At 69.2% G+C, this 22620-nt stretch carries 20 protein-coding genes; 11 read left to right on the forward strand and 9 right to left on the reverse strand.

All coding sequences use genetic code 11. The annotated features are described in order from the left end of the window. The first annotated feature begins 88 nt into the window (after nucleotides 1-88). From LFM09_RS10180 to LFM09_RS10195, 4 genes are all read left to right on the forward strand, one after another. Nucleotides 89-883, forward strand: coding sequence for an MBL fold metallo-hydrolase (locus LFM09_RS10180; RefSeq protein ID WP_414096087.1), 795 nt, complete (start codon nucleotides 89-91; stop codon nucleotides 881-883). Nucleotides 884-904: 21 nt separating this feature from the next. Beyond that, nucleotides 905-1756, forward strand: a complete 852-nt coding sequence (locus tag LFM09_RS10185) for an NAD(+)/NADH kinase (protein ID WP_414096088.1) — start codon at nucleotides 905-907, stop codon at nucleotides 1754-1756. Then, nucleotides 1753-2226: a GNAT family N-acetyltransferase gene (locus LFM09_RS10190; protein ID WP_414096089.1), complete on the forward strand. Its 474-nt coding sequence runs from the start codon at nucleotides 1753-1755 to the stop codon at nucleotides 2224-2226. Before LFM09_RS10185 ends, LFM09_RS10190 begins: the two co-directional genes overlap by 4 nt. A 66-nt stretch (nucleotides 2227-2292) precedes the next feature. Beyond that, nucleotides 2293-3228 (forward strand): alpha/beta fold hydrolase, encoded by a 936-nt coding sequence (locus LFM09_RS10195; RefSeq protein ID WP_414096090.1) that lies wholly within the window; start codon nucleotides 2293-2295, stop codon nucleotides 3226-3228. 40 nt (nucleotides 3229-3268) lie between these two features. On the opposite strand, the gene LFM09_RS10200 is transcribed toward LFM09_RS10195, so the two are convergent. Next, on the reverse strand, nucleotides 3269-4648 hold the full coding sequence (locus LFM09_RS10200; RefSeq protein WP_414096091.1) for an MFS transporter: 1380 nt from the start codon (nucleotides 4646-4648) through the stop codon (nucleotides 3269-3271). Nucleotides 4649-4734: 86 nt separating this feature from the next. On the opposite strand from LFM09_RS10200, the gene LFM09_RS10205 reads away from it, so the two are divergent. The 5 genes from LFM09_RS10205 to LFM09_RS10225 all read left to right on the forward strand — a co-directional run bounded on the left by LFM09_RS10205 (nucleotide 4735) and on the right by LFM09_RS10225 (nucleotide 9925). Then, nucleotides 4735-5937 (forward strand): cytochrome P450, encoded by a 1203-nt coding sequence (locus LFM09_RS10205; protein WP_414096092.1) that lies wholly within the window; start codon nucleotides 4735-4737, stop codon nucleotides 5935-5937. Between the two features lie 4 nt (nucleotides 5938-5941). Continuing rightward, complete coding sequence (locus tag LFM09_RS10210; RefSeq protein ID WP_414096093.1) at nucleotides 5942-6589, forward strand: TetR family transcriptional regulator; 648 nt, start codon at nucleotides 5942-5944, stop codon at nucleotides 6587-6589. Between the two features lie 13 nt (nucleotides 6590-6602). Beyond that, nucleotides 6603-6797 (forward strand): ferredoxin, encoded by a 195-nt coding sequence (locus LFM09_RS10215; protein ID WP_414096094.1) that lies wholly within the window; start codon nucleotides 6603-6605, stop codon nucleotides 6795-6797. Beyond that, nucleotides 6794-7954: an NAD(P)/FAD-dependent oxidoreductase gene (locus tag LFM09_RS10220; protein WP_414096095.1), complete on the forward strand. Its 1161-nt coding sequence runs from the start codon at nucleotides 6794-6796 to the stop codon at nucleotides 7952-7954. The genes LFM09_RS10215 and LFM09_RS10220 overlap by 4 nt, the downstream gene beginning before the upstream one ends. Nucleotides 7955-8107: 153 nt before the next feature. Continuing rightward, entirely contained in the window at nucleotides 8108-9925 is a 1818-nt protein-coding gene (locus tag LFM09_RS10225) for a hypothetical protein (protein WP_414096096.1), read from the forward strand. 2 nt (nucleotides 9926-9927) lie between these two features. Here the strand turns inward: LFM09_RS10225 and LFM09_RS10230 are convergent, their stop codons facing one another. After that, on the reverse strand, nucleotides 9928-10923 hold the full coding sequence (locus LFM09_RS10230; protein WP_414096097.1) for a helix-turn-helix domain-containing protein: 996 nt from the start codon (nucleotides 10921-10923) through the stop codon (nucleotides 9928-9930). 310 nt (nucleotides 10924-11233) lie between these two features. On the opposite strand from LFM09_RS10230, the gene LFM09_RS10235 reads away from it, so the two are divergent. Then, nucleotides 11234-12178, forward strand: coding sequence for an alpha/beta hydrolase (locus LFM09_RS10235; protein ID WP_414096098.1), 945 nt, complete (start codon nucleotides 11234-11236; stop codon nucleotides 12176-12178). 40 nt (nucleotides 12179-12218) lie between these two features. Here the strand turns inward: LFM09_RS10235 and LFM09_RS10240 are convergent, their stop codons facing one another. From LFM09_RS10240 to LFM09_RS10270, 7 genes are all read right to left on the reverse strand, one after another. Further along, complete coding sequence (locus LFM09_RS10240; protein ID WP_414096099.1) at nucleotides 12219-14723, reverse strand: hypothetical protein; 2505 nt, start codon at nucleotides 14721-14723, stop codon at nucleotides 12219-12221. An 11-nt stretch (nucleotides 14724-14734) separates the two neighbouring features. Beyond that, the gene (locus tag LFM09_RS10245; RefSeq protein ID WP_414096100.1) at nucleotides 14735-15544 is read right to left on the reverse strand and encodes a carbohydrate ABC transporter permease; all 810 of its coding nucleotides are present in this window, start codon (nucleotides 15542-15544) and stop codon (nucleotides 14735-14737) included. Further along, nucleotides 15541-16395: a carbohydrate ABC transporter permease gene (locus tag LFM09_RS10250; protein WP_414096101.1), complete on the reverse strand. Its 855-nt coding sequence runs from the start codon at nucleotides 16393-16395 to the stop codon at nucleotides 15541-15543. Before LFM09_RS10250 ends, LFM09_RS10245 begins: the two co-directional genes overlap by 4 nt. Beyond that, entirely contained in the window at nucleotides 16395-17696 is a 1302-nt protein-coding gene (locus LFM09_RS10255; RefSeq protein WP_414096102.1) for an ABC transporter substrate-binding protein, read from the reverse strand. The genes LFM09_RS10250 and LFM09_RS10255 overlap by 1 nt, the downstream gene beginning before the upstream one ends. Further along, a complete protein-coding gene (locus LFM09_RS10260; protein ID WP_414096103.1) occupies nucleotides 17693-19834 on the reverse strand; it encodes a glycoside hydrolase family 36 protein in 2142 nt (713 codons plus the stop codon). Before LFM09_RS10260 ends, LFM09_RS10255 begins: the two co-directional genes overlap by 4 nt. Nucleotides 19835-19943: 109 nt before the next feature. Beyond that, nucleotides 19944-20969 (reverse strand): LacI family DNA-binding transcriptional regulator, encoded by a 1026-nt coding sequence (locus LFM09_RS10265; RefSeq protein ID WP_414096104.1) that lies wholly within the window; start codon nucleotides 20967-20969, stop codon nucleotides 19944-19946. A gap of 50 nt (nucleotides 20970-21019) precedes the next feature. Next, a complete protein-coding gene (locus LFM09_RS10270; RefSeq protein WP_414096105.1) occupies nucleotides 21020-21292 on the reverse strand; it encodes a hypothetical protein in 273 nt (90 codons plus the stop codon). 240 nt (nucleotides 21293-21532) lie between these two features. Here LFM09_RS10270 and chvE point away from each other — a divergent pair, with 240 nt between their 5' ends. Then, nucleotides 21533-22618, forward strand: coding sequence for a multiple monosaccharide ABC transporter substrate-binding protein (gene chvE / locus LFM09_RS10275; protein WP_414096106.1), 1086 nt, complete (start codon nucleotides 21533-21535; stop codon nucleotides 22616-22618). Nucleotides 22619-22620: the final 2 nt, after the last annotated feature.

A 22620-nucleotide genomic window follows, 5' to 3' on the forward strand; every position in this document is an offset into this window, starting at 1 on the left:
CGCCGAACGGCCGGTTCGGCAGCGTCCACATCGGCCATAAGGACGAGGTCTTGACCTCAACCGCGGTTCAAGTAGCACCCTCGTCCACATGAAGATCCACCACCTGAACTGCGGTTCCGTGCGCCAGGTCGACCCCACCTACGAAGGTCTGCCCAGCGCCCCCGCCGTGAACCACTGCCTGCTCGTCGAAACCGGCCGTGGACTGGCTCTCATCGAGACCGGTCTGGGCCTCGGCAACGTCCGCAACCCCGACGAGACCCTCGGCGCGGCCTGGGTGCAGATGGCCCAGCCCGCTTTGTCCGAGGAGGAAACCGCCATCCGCCAGATCGAACGCCTGGGCTTCTCCCCTGCCGATGTCCGGCACGTCCTCGTCACGCACCTCGACGTCGACCACTGCGGTGGCCTGCCGGACTTCCCCCAGGCCACCGTGCACGTGCTGGAAGCGGAACTGACCGCGGCACTCGCCGAAGCACCGTCGTTCCGCTACCGCCCGGCCCACTGGGCGCACGGTCCACAGTGGCGCACCTACGACTCCACTGGCGACTCGTGGTTCGGCTTCACCGCGATCCAGCCGGAAGGGTTGCCTCCCGAGATCAAGCTGATCCCGTTGGGCGGCCACACCGCAGGCCACGCCGGCATCGCAGTGCACGACGGCACCCGCTGGCTCCTGCACTGCGGTGACGCCTACTACTACCACCGCGAACTCGACCAAGACCCCGAACCACACCCCGTGCTCGACATCGTGCAGACCACCTCCGAGGTCGACCACGGACTGAGGGTCGACACACAATCCCGTCTGCGCACCCTCGCGCGCGACCACGCCGACGAGGTGACGCTCTTCAGCGCACACGACCCGTGGGAATTCGGCAGACTGGCTTCGTGACTCCACTGAGGAAGGCCTGACGTGCACACCGCGGGCCTGGTGCTGCACCCGCAACGCGACTCAGCCGACGCCGTCGAGGCAATACTCGGCTGGGCGACCAACCGCGGTGTCGAAATCCTCGGCATCAAAGACGAGATCCAGCGACTCCGCTGCGAGGCCACCCCGGTCTCCGCGGAGGAGCTGGGCCGCCGCGCCGACCTGCTCGTGAGCCTCGGCGGCGACGGCACGATGCTGCGAGCCATGCGCCTGGCAGACGGCGAACGCGCCCCGGTCCTCGGCGTGAACCTGGGCAAACTCGGCTTCCTGGCCGAGGTGGACGTCCCGGACCTCCCCGCGGCACTCTCCGCCATCGACGCCCACGCCTTCACCGTCGAACCCCGCATCGCCGTCGACGCGGTCTTCAACGGCGCCAAGGTCACCGCCTTCAACGACGTCGCCGTCGTCCGCATCCCCGGCGAAGGCGGCGCACGGGTCGCCGTCCGCGTGGCAGGCCAGCCGTTCGTCAGCTACTCCGCCGACGCCGTCATCGTCGCCACCCCGACCGGCTCCACCGCCTACAGCTTCTCCGCGGGCGGCCCGATCACCAGCCCGTCGGTCGAAGCCCTGCTCGTCACCCCGGCCGCACCGCACTCCGCCTACAGCCGTGGCATCGTGCTGTCGGTCCACGACGAGGTCGAACTCGACCTGCTGCCCTCCAGCGGCCGCCTGGCCGTCGAGGTGGACGGGATGGTCGCGGGGTACGTGCAGGCGGGCGAGCGGGTGTCGTTGCGCGGCCGGCCCGGCGCCGCTCGGGTGGTCCGGCTCGGCATGACCACGTTCTACCAGCGGGCGCGGCGCAAGCTGCGGCTCACGGACTCGGCGGAGCTCGGGTGAAGCTCCGCGAGTGGACGGTCGAGGACGCGGCCTGGTACGCCGAGACGACGCGAGACCCTGAGGTCCAGCGCTACACCACCGATCCGCCCACGATCACGACCGAACAGGTCGCCGCAGCGATCGAAGCGCTTCCCGGCAACCCCGGCACCACGTCGTTCTGCATCGAGGACAACGGCGAGCGCTGCGGCAACGTGGCCGTCGACTTCGAGGACGGCATCGGCCACGTGTCGTACCTCGTCGCCGCTCATGCACGCGGGCGAGGCCTGGCTACCAAGGCGCTCACCGAGTTCGTCACGTGGATCCTCGCGAACCACGCCGTGACCGAGCTGCGGTTGTGGACGCACCGCGACAACACGGGCTCGCGCAAGGTGGCCGAACGCGCTGGGTTCGTCCGAGATCCCGCCCGCGACGAGGACCGCGAGATCAAAGGCACGATCTGGCCCACGGTCGCCTACCACCTCGTTCCCTGACCTCCACCCGTGCTCAAGCGCCGCTTGTTCGGATGACGGCGCCGAGCAACGGATGGGGGCAGGGACATGGAGTTGAACAGGCGCGGAGTGTTCGCACTGGGTGCCGCACTCGCGGCGAGCACCGGCGTCACCACCGCCGAAGCCAGGACGCCGGAGGCCGACTTACCCGGCTTCCGGCACAACTACGCGCAGGTGAACGGGGTGCGCCTGCACTACGTCACCGGCGGCCGGGGTGAGCCGCTCGTGCTGCTGCCGGGCTGGCCGCAGACCTGGTGGCTGTACAGCAAGATCATGCCCGCGCTGGCGACGAGGTTCCGCGTGATCGCGGTGGACCTGCGGGGCATGGGCGGATCGGAGAAGCCGCTGGGAGGCTTCGACAAGAAGACCATGGCCACCGACATCCACGAGCTGGTCCGCAAGCTCGGGTACGACGAGGTCAACGTCGTCGGGCACGACCTGGGCAGCATGGTGGCGTTCGCGTTCGCGGCCAACTTCCCCAGCGCTACCAACAAAGTCGCGTTCATGGACGTGCTGCACCCCGACGAGGGCTTCTACCACATCCCGCTGCTGCCACCGCCCGGCGGATTCAGCCTGTGGTGGTTCGCGTTCAACCAGGTCCAGACGCTGCCGGAGCAGCTGCTGGCCGGGCGGTTCCGGTTCCTGGTCGACTGGCTGTTCGCGAACACCGCGTTCAACCCCGCGGCGATCGACGAGCGGGCGCGGCAGATCTACGCGCGGGCCTACAACTCGCCGGACGCCATCCGCGCCAGCAACGGGTGGTACCAGGCGTTCCACCAGGACATCGCGGACGGCAAGACCTACGGCAAGCTCACGCCGCCGGTGCTGGGGCTGGCCTCGATCTCCTCCTACGACCAGTTCCTCGCGGCGCTGCCGAACGTGGCGAACCAGTTCGAGGTCGTGCGGGTCGACGGGTCCGGGCACTGGCTCGCCGAGGAGCAGCCGGACTTCGTCGCCCGTGAGATCACCCGGTTCTTCGGCTGAAGGACGTGGCCTGTCCACGACCGTGGGCAGGCCACTTGAGCTACCGGCGGGAGGGGCCCGGGAGGAACGCCGCCACTCCACCCGCCAGCAACGCGGTCGCCGCACCGAGCGCCATGATCAGGTGGAAGCTGCCCGGCACGGCCACATGGGCCAGCACCGCACCGGCCACCGCGCTGGAGACCGAGGTGCCGATCGCGCGCATCAACGTGTTGAAGCTGTTGGCCGCAGCGGTCTCCGAGGCCGGCACGGCGCCCATGATCAGCGCGGGCATCGCGCCGTAGGCGAGGCCGATCCCGGCGCCGATCACGGCGGAGACCACGACGAGCTGCCACACCGCGGACATCAGGAAGACACCGAGGCCGTAGCCCGCCGCGACCACGAGCGCCCCCACGATCAACGTCGCCTTCGGGCCTCGCGCGGTGGTGATGCGCGCGGACACCGGCGCCATCGCCATCATCACCAGCCCCGACGGGACGAGCACCAGACCGGTGGCGAACAGCGACTGGCCGAGCCCGTGACCGGTGGCGGCGGGCAGCTGCAGGATCTGCGGCAGCACCAGCGACATCGCGAACATCGCGAACGCGAAGATCGCCGAGGCGACGTTCGTCAGCAGCACCTGGGGACGGGCGGTCGTGCGCAGGTCGACCAGTGGTTGCCGGGACCGCAGCTCCCACCACCCCCACACCAGGAGCACGACCGCGGCCACCCCGAACAACCCCGCGGTGGTGCCGGCGCTGAGCTCACTGCTCTTGGACACGGCCAGCAGCAGGCAGACGAGCGCGACCGACAGGCCCAAGGCGCCCACGAGGTCGAAGCGGCCACCGGAGCGCACCGCGGACTCCGGTACGAAGAACAGCACCGCGACCAGCACCAGCACGCCGAGCGCCGCCGAGGTCCAGAACAGGACGTGCCAGTCGCTCCGCTCCGCCAGGAACGCCGCCGCGGGCAGGCCGAGCGCTCCGCCGACGCCCAGCGAGGCGCTCATCATCGCGGTCGCCGAGCCCAGCCGGTCGGCCGGCAGTTCGTCCCGCATGATGCTGATGCCGAGCGGGATGACACCGGCCGCCAGGCCCTGCACCGCGCGGGCGACGAGCATCGGCACGAGCGAGTAGCTGAGCGCCGCCACCACCGATCCCAGCACCAGCAGCACGAGGCTGATCAGCAGCATGCGGCGTTTGCCGTACATGTCGCCGAGCCTGCCGACCACGGGCGTCGCCACCGCGCTGGCCAGCAGCGTCGCGGTGATCACCCACGCCGTGTCGGCCTTCGACGCCCCCAGCAGGCCCGGCAGCTCGGGCAGCAACGGGATCACGAGCGTCTGCATGAGCGACACGACGATGCCGCCGAGCGCGAGCACGGCCACCACGACGTTCGGCTGGACCTGCCGGCTGGTCGGCGGAAGTACCTGTTCTCCGATCATGACGGAATCTTAAGTCAGTCGCTTGACTTAATCCGAGACTCTCGGCATCTTGGTGACAGACCTCCCGCCACGAAGGAGAACCCCGGATGTCCGAAGTGGACGAACTGCCCCGTTTCCCGTTCGAGACCGACGCCGCGCTCGAACCGCCCGCCGAATGGGCAGAGCTGCGGGCGAAGTGCCCCGTGGCGCACGTGCAGCTCGCAAGCGGTGACCAGGCCGCACTCCTGTTGCGGCACGAGGACGTCAAGCAGATCCTGTCGGACCCGCGGTTCACCAGGCCGACGCCTCAGGACGACGCGGCGAAGATGGCGGACGTCGAGTCGGGCGGCATCTTCAACAGCGAGATGGCGGTGGCGATCCCCCAGGAGGGCGAGAGGCACCTGACGTGGCGGCGCAGCATCGGCAAGTGGTTCACCGCCAAGAGGATGAACGCGCTGCGGCCGGGCATCGCGACCATGGCCGAGCAGCTCGTCGACGACATGGTGGCCAAGGGCGCGCCCGCGGATCTCAAGGCCTCGCTCGGCTTCCCGCTGCCGGTCTGGGTCATCTGCGACATGCTCGGCGTGCCCGACGCCGACCGCGACCGGTTCTCGCACTGGTCGGACGTCATGCTCAGCATGACCAAGTTCACCCAGGAGGAGATGGACGCCGCCCAGCGCGAGTTCTGGCAGTACATGGGTGGCCACATCGCCGCGAAGCGCGCGAACCCCGGTGACGACATCCTCAGCGCCTTGCTGCGGGAAGACGAGCCGATGTCCGACACGACGCTGATCGCCACCGGCATGGGCCTGTTGATCGCGGGGCACGAGACGACCGCGAACATGATCACCAAGATGGTGGCGATGCTGCTCTCGGACCGGCGGCTGTGGGAGGACCTGCTCGAGAACCCCGCGCTGGTGCGCACCACGGTCGAGGAGGCGCTGCGCCTGGACGCGAACGGCGGCCTCGGCATGTCGCGCTTCATCACCGAGGAGATCGAGATCGGCGGCGTCGTGCTGCCCGCCGGCACGACCGCGATGTGCAGCATGGGCGCGGCCAACCGGGACGAGACGGTGTTCGACCGCGCCGCCGAGATGGACCTGCGCCGCACCCCGAACCAGCACCTCGCGTTCGGCGCCGGAGCGCACGCGTGCCTCGGTCAGCCGCTGGCCCGCACCGAGCTCCAGGTCGTGCTGGAGGTGCTGCTGCGCAAGCTCCCGTCGCTGGAGCTAGCGGTGTCAGTGGATGATCTGCGTCGAGTCGAGGGGCTCGTCGTGGGCGGGCTCGTGGAACTACCGGTGCGATGGTGACGAGATGACCAAGGCCGACAACAGCCCGTCCAGGGCGGCGCAGACCCGCGAGGCGATCCTCGTCGCGGCGGAACGGCTGTTCGCCGAGGACGGAGTGTTCGCCGTGTCGAACCGCCAGGTCAGCGAGGCTGCCGGGCAGGGCAACAACACGGCCGTCGGCTATCACTTCGGCACCAAGGCCGACCTCGTCCGGGCGATCGCGCGCAAGCACACCGCCCAGGTCGAGGAGATCCGGGCGCGCATGGTCGCCGAGACGGGTGACAGCACCGAGCTGCGTGACTGGCTCACCTGTCTCGTCCGGCCCGTCACCGACCACCTCGCCGCGGTGGGCAGCCCCACCTGGTTCGCCAGGTTCGGTGCGCAGGTCATGACCGACCCCGTCCTGCGCCCGATCCTGGTCGAGGAGACGCAGACGCCGTCCCTGGCCCGCGTCCTGTCCGGTTTGGACAGTTCGCTGCCCGACCTTCCCGACGACGTGCGCGCCGAGCGCAAGGACATGGCGCGTCAGCTGCTCGTGCACATGATCGCCGAGCGGGAACGCGCACTCGCCGAGGACATCCCCACGCCCCGTGCCACCTGGCACGAGGCCGCGACCGGCCTGATCGACGCCCTTGCCGGGCTGTGGCGGGCCCCGGTCACCAACGACTCGTGAAGGAACCAAGCTCATGAAGATCACCGTGGACCAGGGCAAGTGCTGCGGAGCGGGCACCTGCGTGCTGCTCGCGCCGGACGTGTTCGACCAGCGCGACGACGACGGCATCGTGGTGCTGCTGGACGAGGCGCCGCCGCAGGACCTGCACGACCTGGTCCGCGAGGCCGCCAGCGTATGCCCTGCCGCCGCGATCGCGGTGCACGAATGAGCACGCTGATCGTCGGCGCCTCCGCCTCAGGCCTCGCCACCGCGGAAGCGTTGCGCCGCAAGGGGTATACCGGTGTTGTGACGGTCCTGGGCGCCGAACGGCATCTCCCCTACGACCGGCCGCCGCTGTCCAAACAGGTCCTGTCCGGCAACTGGGCGCCCGAGAAGGCCCAGCTGCGCCCGGTGGAGGCGTTGAACGGCCTGGACTTCGTGCTGGGTGATGCCGCGGTGAGCCTCGATGTCGCCGGCCGGAGCGTCCGCACGGCGTCCGGCCGGGTGTTCACCGCGTCGAACATCGTGGTGGCGACCGGGCTGCGGCCGCGCACCTTTCCCGGGCAGGATCAGCTGGCCGGCGTGCACACGCTCCGCACCGTGGACGACTGCTTGGCGCTGCGGTCCGAACTGACTGACGGTTCCAGGGTCGTTGTCGTCGGGGACGGTGTGCTCGGCGCCGAGATCGCGGCGACCGCGCGCGGGATGGGCGTCGCGGTCACCCTGGTCGGCCCGCAGCACGCTCCGCTGGCACTGCAGGTCGGGCCGCTCGCCGCCGGGTTGCTCGCCGACCTGCACGCCTCGAACGGCGTCGATCTCCGGCTCGGCGTCGCCGTGGCAGGGCTCGTCTCGCTTCGCGGCCGGGTCACCGGTGTGCGGCTGGAGACGGACGAGGTGCTGCCCGCCGACGTCGTGGTGGTGGCGTTCGGCTCCGCGCCGGCGACGGATTGGTTGCAGGACAGCGGACTAAGGATTGACAACGGTGTCGTCTGCGACTCCCGCTGCCGCGCGGCCGACGGCATCTACGCCACGGGCGACGTCGCGCGCTGGCACCACGAGACACTCGGCCGCCTCGTGCGCCTGGAGAACCGCACCAACGCCATCGAGCAGGCCATCGCCGTCGCCGCGAACATCCTCGGCGCCGGCGAGCCTTATTTGCCGGTGCCGTACTTCTGGACCGACCAGTTCGACGCGAAGATCCACGTCCACGGCACGCCCTCCGCCGACGCCGAGGTGTCCGTTGTGGACGGCGACGTGGCCGAACGTCGTTTCGTCGCGCAGTACCGGCGCGACGGTGAGGTGATCGGTGTGCTGGGCTGGAACATGCCCAGGCAGGCCCGCCTGCTCCGGCAGGAGATCGGCACGCGGGCACAGGAAGTCGCCTGAGGTCGGTCGCCTGAACCGGAAGTACTAGTGGACAGAAAGTGGTCACTTTCCACTTAGGACTACCGCATCGCCGCCTGGTTCGAGTCAATAGTCACGTTAGCGTTAACAACCGGTCGACATGACGCGACGTGACGGGTGGGCGGCAGGTGTGCGATGAGTGGCGATGCGCGAGTTCTGCACTGGATGACCGTCTGTCCGTACGTGTCCGTCACCGTGCTCGAGTGCACTGCGGACGATCTGCCTGCGGCATTCGGCAAACTCCGCGATCACCTCATCACGCCGGGCCGCGGTCGATCCGGGCGCCAGGTCGAGATCGTCGCGACCAGCGACGATCTCGACGTCGGGCAGGCGGCGGAGGACGTCGACCAGCTCACGGGATTCGTACGGCAACAGCGGGACCGACCCACATGGGCCACCTCGGATGCCGGTTTCGAGGACACGGTCCACCGCCTGACGATCGCGCTGCGCCGGCGGCGCCTCATCGCCGTGCACTGCGACACCGGATCCCACGACCGCCTGCAGCGGTGGCTGGACAAGGCGCCAAAGCCACCGTTCAAGCGCATTCCGCCGCGAGTACTGGAGGGTGCGCTGCACCGAGGTGACGCAAAGAGCCTCTGGCTGCGCGGTGTGCACCAGCCCCGCACCACGAAGCCCGACATCAAGAACACCGGAGGCCTGCGACTGCAGGACACCATCAGCCCTGCTGACGACGGTTCGTACGCGGTGGGCGCGGCACGCTCAGAGCTACCCGAATCGCCCGATCGGCTGGTGCTCAAGGGAATCGTCGGCAGCACACCCGGCGAGTCCTCCGCGTGGTTCAAGGCCGCACCGGACTTCCCGACGTTCGTCACCGCCGTGTGCGAACTGCTCGGGCTGATCGAGAAGGAACTCGCGGCCGGTAGCGGTGAGGAGGCCTTCCCCCACTTCGCACGGGAGATCTTCGACCTCGCCGGAGTCACCGGGGCCTACGAGGTCAGAGCGGTGCCGGCCGCGCACCTCCGGCCGGACGCCTCACCCGACCTGCTCGACGCCGCCGCACTGCTGGAGAACGCCGTGCTCGACGTCACGGGACGTCCCGACTCTGCTCGGTTCAGCATCGACGTGGGGCTCAACAACGCCATCAGCGGACAGTTGAAGGGAGGGCCGAAGGCCGAGGACACCCGCTTCACCCTCGACATCGGCCACTGCGGCGCGCCGACGGATCCCGAGCCGGTCCGGCAGGTGCTCAGCGCACTCGAGTACGCGGACGAGCTGCTCACCGTCTACTACAGCTCCGGCCACACGCTGGCGCACGGACGGATCTGGGCGGAGCGGCCCCGCGACTTCCCGTTCCCGAACTGGTCCTTCGAGGACTTCACGGGCTACAAGATCGAACGGGAGAAGCCTCCGTTCCGGGATCCTCAGAGCATCCACGACCAGATCGCTGAGCCAGGTGACAGTTCGTTGTTCGCCTGGGTCGTCAACAGGTACCGCGACGGCTGGCTGATCTGCGACGACGGTCCCGGGGAAACCGCAGACTTCCTTTACGTCTCAACGAGTGGCGACCTCAGCCTGATCCACGTCAAGGGAGCCAGGAGCGCGGCCACGCGCAGGCGGGTCGCCCTCGGACCGTTCGAGGTGGTGGTCAGCCAGGCCTTGAAGAACCTCGTCTACACCCAGCCGGACCTGCTCAAGAGCAGACTCTCAGCCCCGAGCCTCGACAGGCCGGCGTGCTGGGATCTGGGCGTGCGGTCGGGGTCCAGAGCGGAGTTCCTCGACGCGCTCGAAGCACGCGACTCGTCTCGCCGCACCGAGGTCGTGATCGTGCAACCGCACATGAGTCGTGCGATTCACGGGCGGCTCAGGGGCAGGGCCAGTCCGACGACCGAGGACTCGCTCCGGCTCATGTTGCTCGACGAACTGCTCAACGCCGCCCGGTCCACGATCACCGGTGCCGCGACAGACCTCGTCGTGGTCGGCAGTCTCGTCTGAACTCAGTTCTCCCGCAGGCGCCGCAGCATCAGCGCCAGGTGCAGCCTGAACCGGCCCGGCGCCGAGTCGATCTCGAACCCGAGCACCGACTCGGCCCGGGCCAGCCGCGCGGTCATCGTGCTGTGGTGCCGGTGCACCGCCGCCGCAGCCTTGCGCACAGACCCGGTAGCACACAACGCATCCAGCGCCGCCACGGTGTCCGCGCCGTGCGGTTCCGCGGCCAGCCGATCGAGCGCGCGCACGTCCTCGATCGCGGCAACGTCCGCGTCGTCGAGCCGTTCGGCCAGCGGAGCGAGTCCGCCGAGCCGTTCCCACCACACGACCGGCTCGACGTCAGCGGTGTACCGGTAGGCGGTCCGGGCGGCCCGCCAGGACCGCGCCAGGTCGATCGCCGGCACCAGCGGGCCGACGCCGATGCGGACGCCGGAAGTTTGCGGCACCTCCGCGCTCAGCACCGCCCGCACGCCGCCCAGCAGCACCGACCGTCCGGGGACGTCACCGGTCGTCGCCAGCACTCGCAGCGGTGCCGTGGCGGCGATGCCGAGCAGGTGCAGTGCGCGCGATCGTTCAGCGGTGCCAACGTTCTCCGACAGCACCAGCTCCACCAGCGCCGGATCGCCGAGCTCGGGCAACGGCACGCTGGAGTGGTCCAGCAGCACGGCGGCGGCGATCGCGAACCGCTCCAGCAACATGTCGTCCAGCGGTGCCGGCGCTCCTTCGCGGGCAACCCAGACGACGACCCCGCCTTCGAGCGGACGGACGGCTGCGCGCGGGGGCACCTTGGCCACGGTGACACCGGCACCCGTGTCGGCACGCAGCGAAAGACCTTGCCCCGGCGCGTGCAGGCCGACCGGGCATCCCGCCAGTTCGGCCGTGTTGCGCACCAGGGTGTCGAGACCCGCGCGCTCGGTGATCAGGCGGTCGAAGAACCCGATCACCCGCACCGCGCTCTCGGCGTCGGCGTCCAGTCCGGACAGGCGCAGCAACAGGCCCTTCATGACGTCACGATAGCCGTCAGAACGGCCGCTGAGCAGGTGCGTCGCGACGCCTGGCGACCAACCGGTCAACCGGCCGCCGAGCACGATGGCCACCCGCTGCCCTGCCGCGTGGGAGGGCCGGTGCGCCCTCATCACGTGCCACACGCCTGCATCGCCACGTGGCAAGCCCGACACGTCCAAGGGCCAGACATCTGCACCACCGCACGACGAGCCCCCTCCACGCGTACACCGCCACCTGGCGAGTCCAGCGTGCCAACTCCCCGCCACGTGTCGGATGCTTGGGCCCCAGCCGCGAGCAGAGGATCGAGACATGAGCTACGCCATCGACCCGGAGCTGCTCCCCTGGCTCGACATGATGCCCGCGGTGAGCCTGCCCGACTACGACGCGCTGCTGGCCGTCCGCGCCCGCCAGTCCGAGATGCTCGGCGCGCTGCCCACGTACGAGCCCACCAGCCAGATCGACGTCCGGGACACCACGGTGCCCGGTCCGTCCGGCGCGCCCGACGTGCCGGTGCGGATCTACTCGCCGGCGAACGCCGCAGAACCGTCGGCGGGCCTGCTGTACGTCCACGGTGGCGGGTTCGTCCTCGGCGACCTCGACATGTTCCACGCGCACGTGCTGCGCCTGGTCGACGAGCTCGGCATCGTCGTCGTGTCCGTCGACTACCGGCTCGCGCCCGAACACCCGTTCCCGGCCCCGGTCGAGGACTGCTACGCGGCCCTGCAGTGGACCGCCGCCAAGGCCAGTGAGCTGGGCATCGACCCGGAACGGCTCGGCGTCGGCGGTGAGAGCGCGGGTGGCGGGCTCGCGGCCGGCGTGGCGCTGCTGGCGCGCGATCGGGGTGGGCCGGCGCTCTCCTTCCAGTACCTCGGCATTCCGGAGCTCGACGACCGCCTCGACACGCCGTCGATGCGCGAGTACGTCGACACCCCGCTGTGGAACCGGCCCAACGCCGTCTTCAGCTGGGCCAGCTATCTCGGCAGCGAGAACGACGTCTCGCCGTACGCCGCGCCCGCCCGTGCCGAAGACCTGGCAGGATTGCCGCCGGCGTTCGTGACGGTCTGCCAGTTCGACCCGTTGCGCGACGAAGGCATCGAGTACGCGCGGCGGCTGTCGCACGCGGGTGTGCAGGCCGAGCTGCGGCTGTACCCCGGCACGTTCCACGGTTCCGCGCTCGTCGAGAGCGCGGCCATCTCACGGCGGATGTTCGCTGACGAGGTGGAGGCGTTGCGGCGGGGCCTTCGCGTGTCGTAGACGAACCGGCCGGGCGCGCCGCCCGGCCGGTTCGCAGCGACTACCGGCGCGTCACCGTGGAAGAAACGACCAGTGGGGCGAGCTGGACCCAGTCGACGTTCGGGCCCCACGCGGCGGGGTTGCCGAACGTCAGCGCGCCTCCCCTGGTGGTCAGGTCGAGCGGTGACGTCTCCGCCCAGAACCCGTCCCACGTGTAGTTGTGGCGGTAGGGCGCACTCGTCGCCTTGCCGCCCGCCTCGGTAGCCACCAACGTCCGCGTGATGATGTCGGTGTTGTAGGGATGGCCGGTGTTCTTGTCGGCATGGGCGTAGCCGACGGTCAGGTTGTACTTGCCAGGGCCCTCAAAGCCCGTGCGAGGAACCGTGAGCGTGCCGTTGTTGCCGAGCCATCCGACGTAGGAACCGCCGGAGGCCCACCGTCCCGAGGTCACCGCGGCACCTCCGGCGAGTTGTCCCGCCTCGGCTTCGACGCGGACGGCGTTGCGGTCGGCCGCGACATCGCGTTCCGCGGTCAACGTGCCCGCCACAAGAGGACTTCCACCCTCGTTGGACAGCACCACTTCGGTGATGCCCGCCTTGAGGTGCACGGTCGTGCTGCCGGAGTAGGCACCGGCACAGGCAAGGGAAAGGTCGGTCGCTCGGCGGCCGGACAGGCTGACTCCGAGCTTGCCGCGGCCGGTCGCGGTGAACGCGGTCGACAGCCGGTAGTAGCCGTCCTCGGCGGCCGACACGTAGGCCGTGACCGAGGCGCCGGCGCGCAGCACAGCGGAACCACGGGCGTCGGCCAGCGGGTACACCGTCCTTTCCGGACCGGTCACCTCGGTCAGGTCCAGGCGGTCCAGCGTGATGTCCGAAGCACCGCCGAGGAAGCCGCCGGGGCCGCTGGTGCGCAACGAGATCCGGTGCGTGCCCGCGGTGAGCTGGACAGGCGTGTCGTACCTGCCGCGGTAGGTCCAGCCCAGCGTCGCGGGCAGGGTCAGGTCGCGGATGTGCGCGTCGTCCACGTACAGGGCCTGCTGGCCGACAAAAGCGTTGGTGCCGTAGAGGACTCCGAGCGAATAAGCCCCGGTGCGCGGAACGTCAACGCTCACAGTGACGCGGGAACCAGGCTTGTTCATCGAGCCGACGTCCTTGCGGCCCGACGTGGTGTAGCGCATGGCCATGTCCCACGAGCCGGAGCCGTCGTCCTGCGTGTAGACGGTGGCGTTCTCGACCGTGCCGAGCTCGGCCTCGTAGCTGGCCTGCCACGGCGCGCTCGAAACCGGAGCAGCACCCGCGGCAGGCGTGATGACCACCTGATAGGCGGCGAGTGGATCACCGCCGGGGACCTTGACCGTCGCGCGGCCGTCAGTCACGCGTACGCGAGAAGCCGCCACGACAGGTGGCTGGCCGGCGTCGCCCTCGTAGCCGGACCAGGTGGTCTTCGAGACGCGCACGTCGACCTGGGAGCCGAAGACGCGGCGGTCCAGCCCGGTCACGGCCACGTCCACGGCGTTCGCGGTGCCGCCGAGCAGGACGGTGGCCCTGCCCTTGCCGAGGGTTGCCAGGCCCTGCAGCGTGTCCCTGGTGTTCGGCCGGGGCGGCGTCACGCGGACGGTGTTGCCCGCGAGGTCGGCGTACCACTTCGTCAGCCACCAGCCGCCGTTGGCGCGGCCCGCGCGGACGGCGTGGTCGCTCAGGTTGCCCGCCATGGACCAGTACGCCAGCTGACCGTCCACTTTGGTGTCTTCCAGCATGGTGATCCACTGGATCATCTGGCCGGGCACCGAGGTGTCGCGGCGGTTCGAGTACTCGTTGATGTTGATGGCGCGTGGCGTGATGCCCAGCGAGCGTTCGATCGCTCGGTAGTCCGCGTAGTGACCCCGATACAGCGCCAGCGAGTCCGGGTCCAGCTCGTGCCACGTCGTGATGTCGGGCAGCACGTCATTGGCCTTGGCATACGTCAGGAACTCACGCAGGTGGTCCGGGCGGTAGCGGGTCTCGCCGATGCCGGTGATGCGGGCGTTGGGCAGCACGGACCGGACCAACCGGTACACCCGCGCCCAGTCGGCGAAGAACTTCTCCTTCTTGTTCGCCCAGTCCGAGTACCAGATCCCGTCGGGTTCGTTGAAGATCGTCCAGACGAACCGGTCGCGGTCCGGGCGCAGCGCGACCTTCTCCAGCTGCGGGCGCAACCGGGCGACGTAGTCGTCGATGCCGAGGTCTTCGTACGGCCACTTGCTGTAGATGTCCTGCGCGTAGATGTGAACGTCGGTGCCGCCGGCCGCGAAGAAGCTGTCGGCGATCTTCAGCGCGTCGCCGTTCGGGTGCTGGTCGCCGTCCGGGGCCTTCTGCGAGATGGTGCGCGGCCGCATGCCCGCGATCAGATCGTGCGACGGCACACCGGGATCACCCAGGCCGTAGAGGATGCCGGTGGCACCGCCGTGGAACGCGCCCGTCGACGAGGCCAGGTCGACGCGCAGGGTTTCGGTCGCCGCGACGGCGACAGGTGGGGACAGCGATGTCAGCGCTAACGCGGCGACCACCGCGCAGGCAGGGAGACGCATCGGGACTCCAATCATTTGACCGCACCGCCGGTGATGCCGGAGATGATCTTGCGTTGGGCGACGGCGAGCACGACGACGAGTGGCAGGCTCATCAGGACGACGTAGGCGAAGATCAGGTGCCAGTTGTTGAGGTAGAGGCCCGCGCTGGCGACGCGGAACAGGTTGAGCGGCAACGTGTCCACTCGTCCGCCGATGACGAAGAAGGCGTAGAAGACGTCGTTCCACACGTAGAGGCAGATCAGGATCGTGGCGGTGGCGAGCACCGGCCGCAGCAACGGCAGCACGATCCGCCAGAACACGGTGAACGGCCCGGCGCCGTCAATCTGGGCCGCTTCCTCCAGCGAGGCTGGGATCGTGCGCACGAAACCGGTGACGAAGAAGATCACCGTGGACAGGTAGATGCCCGTGTAGACGCCGATCATGCCGACCGCGCTGCCCGCGAGCCCGAGCTGGCGCAACAGCAACACCACGGTGACCACGGCCGGCGGCAGCACGATCCCGCTGATCCCCAACGCGTACAGCACGGCGTTGAGCCGGGTTGCGCGTCGGGCCAGCACCCACGAGGCCATCGAGCCGAAGACGAGCAGCGCCGCGACCGTCGGCACGACCACGAGCAGGCTGCCGAAGAACGCGGCAGGCACCTCGCCGTCCGACCACACCTGCCGCAGGTTCTCCAGCAGCTGCCACCGGCGAGGCAACGACAGGTCCGGGTTGAGCGCCTCCCCCTGAGACTTGCCCGCGGTGACGACCACGAGCCAGAGCGGCGCGCCGATGAGCACGATCACAAGCGCGATCGCGGCGAACGGCTGCAGCTTCCTCACAGGATCGCCTCCCGCCGGCGCAGCGTGCGGATCACCGGGAACGCCAGCAGCGCCACGAGCAGGAACAGCACCAGGCTCATCGCGGTGGCCTGCGCGAACAGCCCCTGACCGAACGTGCGGTAGATGAAGATGTTCAGGATCTCCGTGGTGCGGGCCGGTCCTCCGCCCGTGGTGGCCTGGACGATGTCGAACCCGTTCATCGACCCGAGCAGCGCCGTCGTGACGTTGAACGTCACCGCCGGAGCCAGCAGCGGGAACCGGATCGACCAGAACGCCCTGGCACGCGAGGCACCGTCGATGCGGGCGGCCTCCAGCAGGTCCTCCGGGATCGTCTTCAGGCCCGCCAGGTAGATCAGCATCGACAGGCCCATCCACTTCCACGCGTGGATCAGCGCCACCACGACGATCGACCACGTGGTGTCACCCAGCCACGCGTAGTCGATGCCGAGCAGCTTGTTGACGCTGCCATGGGGCTTCAGCAACGCCTGGAAGACGTAACCCACCGCGAGCGCGGACATCAGCACCGGCACGAGGAAGAACACCCGCGCCACGCGGTTGAGCCAGTTGTCGCGTTCCAGCAGCACGGCGAGCCCGAACCCGAAGAGGTTCTGGAACACCGCGACCAGCACCGCGTAGACGAGCGTGATCCGCACGGCCCGCAGCAGCGTGCCGTCCGAGGCGAGCTGGGTGAAGTTGTCCAGCCCGGTCGGGTTGATCGCGCTCTTGAAGCCGGACCAGTCGGTGAACGCGTAGACGAAGTTGAACAGCGTCGGCAGGAAGAAGAACACGAGCAGGATGGCGAAAGCCGGCGCCAGGAACCACAGGGGATGTGTCTGCCGGTGCACGGTCATCAGAAGCCCGGCGCCCCAGCCGCTTTGGCGAGCTGGTCGAACTGGTCCTGAGTGGACTTCGCGACCTCTTCGGGCGTCATCGTCCCGACGATCATGTCGGCGAGGTTGATGTAGAGGTCGGGGTTCGCGACCGCCAGCGCCTGCATGGACCCGACCGCCGTGCCCAGCGAGGCGTGCACGTCGAGCAACGCCTTCGGCACCCCCGCCGGGTTCGCGACCGCGGGCTGCAACGAGACGGTCTTGCGCGCGTTCACGAAGTCCGCGTAGCCAGGACCCATCCAGTACGCCAGCAGCTGCCGGGCGGCGGCCTCCCGCTTGGCGTCACCGGTGCGGAACGCGACCAGCGCGTTGGACTGGTCCGGGATGAACGTGCCGACGTGCCCGGACGGCGAGATCGGGAAGAACCCGATCTTCTGGTCGAGCGTCGCGGTGTCGGACTTCGCCTGCAGCTGCCCGAAGAACGAGTTGACCTGCACGACCATCGCGGCCTTGCCGTCCAGCAGCGCGGCACCCTGGTCCTCGAACTTCGCGGTCTTGACGTCGGCGTTGAACAACCCCTCGTCGATCAACGACTTGTACTTCTTGATCGCGTCGAGCACCACGGGGTCGGTGAACTTGGTCTGGCGCTGGTTCACCTTGTCCCACAGGCCGTTCTTCGCCTCGTCCGTGAGCAGGACCTGCACCCACCACTGGGTCGCCCAGCGGTCGCCGGCCATCTCGAAGAACGGCGTGACGCCCTTGGCCTTCAGCGACCGCGCGAGGGTGATCATGTCGTCGAAGTTCTTCGGCACCTCGGTGATCCCGTTGGCGGCGAAGACCTCCTTGTTGTAGTAGACGCCCTCGACGGCGGGGCTGGTGACCAGCGTGGCGTAGCGGGTGCCGTCGAGGATGCCGGTGATGTCCTTCAACTCGGGCGCCAGCTTCGGCAGCCACGGCGCGTCGGTGAGCGGCTGCAGGTTCGTCTTGGCGTTGATCGCGGTGAGCATCGACGCGGTGGGCTGCCAGAAGGCCAGGTCCGGCTTGTCACCGGTCGCGACCTTGGTCTGCACGCCCTGCTCGTACGGGTCGGGAATCGTCACGACGTCCACGTCGGCGCCGGTGGCCTTCTCGAACGCCGCCACCACCTGTTCCGGCACGGTGTTGCTGTTCTGCGCCGCCCAGACGGTGAGCTTCGTCCCGCTCAGCGAGGCGATCGGATCGGGCCAGGTGACCGGGCCGGAGGTGGCGCTGTCCGCGCCGGGGTCGCTGCACGCGCTCAACGTCAGCACCAGTGCCGCGGCAACGCTGATCCATTTCTTCATCGCGCTGTTCCTTCGGTGGGAGCGGGGATGGGGAGCTTGCGGCTGATCCGGAAGATCCGTGCCGACGCGTCGGCACGGGTGGGTTTGAGCGTCAGTGCGCCGTTGCCGCGGTCCCACCTGGCCGTCCAGGCCGGCAGGTGGACCGGGTAGAGCACCTCCACGTCGACGTCCGCGCCACACAGGTGCGGCAACGGGAACGTGACGTTCAGCTGGTCGCCGCCGCGTTGCCAGACAGCCAGGTACGTGACGGCATCGCACCTCAGGCCGAGGCTCAGCCAGTGGTCGCTCCACCGCGGCAAACCCAGTGGCCACACCGGAACCGCGTTGCACAGGTCGAAGCGGATCTCCTCGTACGCCTCGACCGCGGCTCGCAACGACGCCTGCTGGCTCTCCGCCATGTGGTCGACCCGCCCGGACAGGTAGAGGCGGCCGAGCATGCCGGTGCACAACGCGAACGCGAACTCCTCCGGCGCCATGCCCGGCTGCGGATAGGCCCAGCTCGCGCACTGCTCGGGCAGCACCGACAGCGGAGCGGACACCGCGATCGGCGGGTAGCGCAGGAAGTCCTGCTGGTCGCTGGTGGACTGCAGCTGCATCCGGGACAGCAACGCGTAGTCCATCCGCATCGCACCGGACGCGCAGTTCTCCAGCGTCAGATCGGGATGACGGTCCAGGACACCGTCGAGCCACGCGAGATGCGCGTGGTTGTGCGCGAGCAGACCCGCTCCGACGCTGTCCGCCGCCACGTCGGTGCCGGGGCCCGCGTCGATGTTGTAGTCGAGCTTGAGATAGCCGATCCCCAGCTCCCCCACCAGGCGGTCGATCACCGCGTCCAGGTGCGCGACCGCCAGCGGGTGGCGCAGATCCAGGTGGTAGCGGCCGTGCTCGACCAGCCGGACACCCGCTCGCTGCAGGAACGCCGCCGCAGGGAGCCGGTCAGCCACGGGGCTGCGCACGCCGACCACCTCGGGTTCCAGCCAGAGGCCGGACACCATGCCGCGGCGGTGGATGTGCGCGATCACCTCCTCGATCCCTTGCGGGAAGCGGGTTTTCGACGGTGTCCACTCGCCGACGCTGTCCCACCAGCCCGAGTCGTCGTCGTACCAGCCGGCGTCGATGCAGAACACCTCGGCGCCGGCGTCGGCGGCCGCGTCGACCAGCGGCAGCAGCTTCTCCGTGGTCGGATCCCCCATCAGCGTGTTCATGTAGTCGTTGAACACGATCGGCCGGGTGTCGTGATCGCGGTGCGGGCGGACGAGCTCGCGCCGGTGCGCGGTGAGCGCTGCCACCGCACCGTCCAGTCCGGCAGCGGACACGGCCACCGACACGGGCACCGTGGTGAACGACTCCCCCGGCAACAGCCGCTGTTGCCACTGGTGGTCGACGTCGGTCGGACCGAGCAGAGCGAGGTACGCGCAGTCCCTGCGCTCGCCGACCTCCCACCGCCACGCGCCGTTGTGCTCGATCTGCCACAGCCAGGCCACGTCGCCGCGGAGGTCGATCAACCCGCCGGTGGGCAGGCTCGTCCCGGTGGACCACGAGCCCGCGCTGATCACGGCGTGCCTGCCCCGGCCGTCCTGACCGTGCAGCTCCAGGCCGAGATCGGGGAAGACGTTCTCGCGCAACGGTTGCCGGCTCCACCGGCCTTCACCGAGCCACTCGCTGTCCGCCCTCAGCAGGTCGACGTCCTCGACCGGGATGCCGCCGAAGCCCGCGGCGAAGGACGTCACCCCTTGCAGCACAACGGACCCCGTGGCCTCGTTGGTCACCGTGGTCGTGACCTGGCAGGCGGGCACGCCGTCCACCGAACGGAAACTGCTGCGCACCGCCAGACCTGTCCGCTCGTCGCGGAGGTCGATGTGCAGCACTCGCCACTTGCCCTCGGTGCGGCGCGTCTGGCCGACGTACGCCAGCCGCGCTCCGACCGCGGTGTCCGCGAACCGGTGCGACGCCCTGGCCCGCCCCTCGCCCGCGACGAGGACCTCCACGAGCGGCTGCGTGCCCCGCGGACATTCCGGCGGCAGCCCGTTCTCCGACAGGCTCCGGACGCTCACCGGGCCGTCCGGAGTCACGTCCACCACGAGCTCCAGCGCCGAGTGGCCCCACACCACGCTCGCCACGAAGTCGGTAGAGCTCACTCGCGCCCCCATCTCCTCCGACCAGCCGTGTGACCGGTCACACGGCTGCTGAATGCCGAGTAGTGTGAGCGCTAACACTGTCGGGTGAGAAGAGCGTGTTACCCAGTCGTTACGGGCGAGTGCGGGCTCGCGCAGTCGACTCGCGGACGACCAGGGCCGGCGGCGCGAGGACCGTCACCTTCCGCGGTTCACCCGCCAGCTCGGCGGTGATCGCCGCGAGACAGGCCCGCCCGAGTGCCACGAAGTCCATCCGCACGGTGGTCAGCGCGGGCGTCCAGTACGCCGCACCCGGAACGTCGTCGAACCCGACGATGCTCACGTCCCGCGGCACGTCCTTGCCCGCCTCGTGCAGCGCGCGGCGGACCGCGAGCGCGGTGTCGTCGTTACCGCACAACACCGCCGTGACCTGCGGATCCGCCGCCAATCGCAGTCCCGCCAGGTAGGCCGACCGGATGTCCCACCCGACCGGCAGCACCTCGCACACCGGCGCACCGGACGCTTCGAGCGCGGCCCGCCATCCCCGCTGACGCGCGCTCGCACCGGTCTCCGAAGGGATCGCGACGTGGTGCACCGTGCGGTGACCCAGGTCCAGCAGATGGCGTGTCGCGTCCTCGGCCGCCTGCCGTTCGTCCAGGAAGACCACCGAACGGGTGCTGCCCGCCAACCCACCCGCCTCGGTGGCGGCCACCGCGGGCACGTGCGCGGGCAGAGCCCTCAACACCGCCGCACCCGCGGAGTCGAACGCGATCACCACGACTCCGCCCGCGTTGTGATCGCTCACATGCTCGACCGCACACCGGACATCCGCCGGGGCGTCTGACTCCACCACACGGACACCGACGGCGAACCCGGCCGCCCGCGCCGCCTCCTCGATGCCCTGCAGGGTCGAGGCGTAGCCGTACAACGTGGTGTTGGAGGTGACCACCGTGACGGTGCTCGACTGCCCCGAACCGAGCGCGCGTGCCGCCCGGTTGGGCCGGTAGCCGAGCCGTTCGATCGCATCGAGAACCTGCCGCCGGGTATCGGGGTTCACCCTCGGCGAGTCGTTCAGCACGCGCGACACCGTCTGGTACGAGACGCCGGCCGCGGCCGCGACGTCGCGGATGCTCGGGGTGCCGGAAGACCGTCGTGTCACCTCGACATCGTGATCGTTCCAGCTCACGGCGTCAAAACACTCCGCGCGTCTTACAGCTCGGGTGGACGGAGATCCCGTGACCAGTCGGTGCGCTGCTGCAGGTTCGCCTGCGCGACGTTGCCGCCCGCGCAGATCCCGGTGCCGGGCTCCAGCACACCCGCGCGTTCGGCGGCGGGGAGCTGCCACCAACCCGAACAACCGTTGACGCACGGGTGTTCGACCTGACTCAGCGACCACCGGCCGTCGGGGCCGGCCATCGGCTGCTGCCAGGTCATCGTGCCCGTGTCCTCACACAGGTCGCAGTCGGGTTCTGGCGGCGACATGAGGATCAGGTTGCCATCTTCAAATTGCAGGCGCACTCGATTGCCCCCGAACGGGGGAGACACTGAACCGGGACGGGTGCCCGGCGTTCAGCTCAGTAGCAGACGAACGCTACCGATCTGTGAGCGCTAACATCAATTTGGTTTCGGCTCCTCACCAGTCTTGACGACGGAGATGTTAGCGATAACACTCGCCGCCTGTGGCACTCGTGCCGCAGCGTTTCCGGACACCGAGGAGAACCAATGAGGTTTCCCCAGATCGCGGCCGCGGCTGCGCTCACCCTCAGCCTCACCGCCTGCGGTTCGGCGGAGAAGACGATCGACCAGCAGAGCGGGTCGAGTGAGGGCGCACTGGTGGGCGTGACCATGCCGACCCGGTCGTCGGAACGGTGGATCCACGACGGCGACAACATCAAGAAGGCTCTGGAGGCCAAGGGCTACAAGGTCGACCTCCAGTACGCCGAGAACGACATCCCCACCCAGGCGAACCAGATCGAGAACCAGATCACCAAGGGCGCCAAGCTCCTGATCGTCGCCTCGATCGACGGCACCGCGATCACGTCGCAGCTGCAGCAGGCCGCAGACGCGAAGATCCCGGTCATCGCCTACGACCGGTTGATCCGGCAGAGCCCGAACGTCGACTACTACGCGACGTTCGACAACTTCAAGGTCGGTGTGGAGCAGGCGAACTCGCTCCTGGCAGGACTGAAGACGCGCGGCGAGGGGCCGTTCAACATCGAGCTGTTCGCGGGCTCGCCGGACGACAACAACGCCACGTTCTTCTTCAACGGCGCCATGTCCGTGCTCCAGCCGTTGATCGACCAGGGCAAGCTGACCGTGAAGTCCGGCCAGAAGGACTTCAAGACCGTCGCGATCCTGCGCTGGGAGCCGGCCACCGCGCAGAAGCGCATGGAGGACCTGCTCACCTCGACCTACGGTGGCGCCAAGGTCGACGGCGTGCTGTCCCCGTACGACGGCCTGTCGATCGGCATCCTGTCGGCGTTGAAGAGCAGCGGCTACGGCACCGCCGGCCAGCCCTACCCGATCGTGACCGGGCAGGACGCCGAGGTCGCGTCGGTGAAGTCGATCATCGCCGGTGAGCAGTACTCGACGATCCACAAGGACACCCGCAAGCTCGCCGACGTCACGGTCACGATGGCCGACGCCGCGCTCAAGGGCGGCAAGCCCGAGGTCAACAACACCAAGGACTACGACAACGGCGTCAAGGTCGTGCCGTCGTACCTGTTGCAGCCCGTCACCGTCGACAAGGCGAACTACCAGAAGGAACTGATCGACACCGGCTACTACACCGCCGACCAGATCAGGTAACA

Source organism: Lentzea alba, assembly GCF_047445655.1.
Classification (GTDB): Bacteria; Actinomycetota; Actinomycetes; order Mycobacteriales; family Pseudonocardiaceae; genus Lentzea; species Lentzea alba_A.

Excerpts from the sequence above, each read along its gene's own strand:
- LFM09_RS10180 (WP_414096087.1), top strand. The coding sequence starts at position 89 with ATGAAGATCCACCACCTGAACTGCGGTTCCGTGCGCCAGGTCGACCCC.
- LFM09_RS10195 (WP_414096090.1), top strand. The coding sequence starts at position 2,293 with ATGGAGTTGAACAGGCGCGGAGTGTTCGCACTGGGTGCCGCACTCGCG.
- LFM09_RS10200 (WP_414096091.1), bottom strand. The coding sequence starts at position 4,648 with ATGATCGGAGAACAGGTACTTCCGCCGACCAGCCGGCAGGTCCAGCCG.
- LFM09_RS10205 (WP_414096092.1), top strand. The coding sequence starts at position 4,735 with ATGTCCGAAGTGGACGAACTGCCCCGTTTCCCGTTCGAGACCGACGCC.
- LFM09_RS10210 (WP_414096093.1), top strand. The coding sequence starts at position 5,942 with ATGACCAAGGCCGACAACAGCCCGTCCAGGGCGGCGCAGACCCGCGAG.
- LFM09_RS10215 (WP_414096094.1), top strand. The coding sequence starts at position 6,603 with ATGAAGATCACCGTGGACCAGGGCAAGTGCTGCGGAGCGGGCACCTGC.
- LFM09_RS10220 (WP_414096095.1), top strand. The coding sequence starts at position 6,794 with ATGAGCACGCTGATCGTCGGCGCCTCCGCCTCAGGCCTCGCCACCGCG.
- LFM09_RS10225 (WP_414096096.1), top strand. The coding sequence starts at position 8,108 with ATGAGTGGCGATGCGCGAGTTCTGCACTGGATGACCGTCTGTCCGTAC.
- LFM09_RS10230 (WP_414096097.1), bottom strand. The coding sequence starts at position 10,923 with ATGAAGGGCCTGTTGCTGCGCCTGTCCGGACTGGACGCCGACGCCGAG.
- LFM09_RS10235 (WP_414096098.1), top strand. The coding sequence starts at position 11,234 with ATGAGCTACGCCATCGACCCGGAGCTGCTCCCCTGGCTCGACATGATG.
- LFM09_RS10240 (WP_414096099.1), bottom strand. The coding sequence starts at position 14,723 with ATGCGTCTCCCTGCCTGCGCGGTGGTCGCCGCGTTAGCGCTGACATCG.
- LFM09_RS10250 (WP_414096101.1), bottom strand. The coding sequence starts at position 16,395 with ATGACCGTGCACCGGCAGACACATCCCCTGTGGTTCCTGGCGCCGGCT.
- LFM09_RS10255 (WP_414096102.1), bottom strand. The coding sequence starts at position 17,696 with ATGAAGAAATGGATCAGCGTTGCCGCGGCACTGGTGCTGACGTTGAGC.
- LFM09_RS10270 (WP_414096105.1), bottom strand. The coding sequence starts at position 21,292 with ATGTCGCCGCCAGAACCCGACTGCGACCTGTGTGAGGACACGGGCACG.
- chvE (WP_414096106.1), top strand. The coding sequence starts at position 21,533 with ATGAGGTTTCCCCAGATCGCGGCCGCGGCTGCGCTCACCCTCAGCCTC.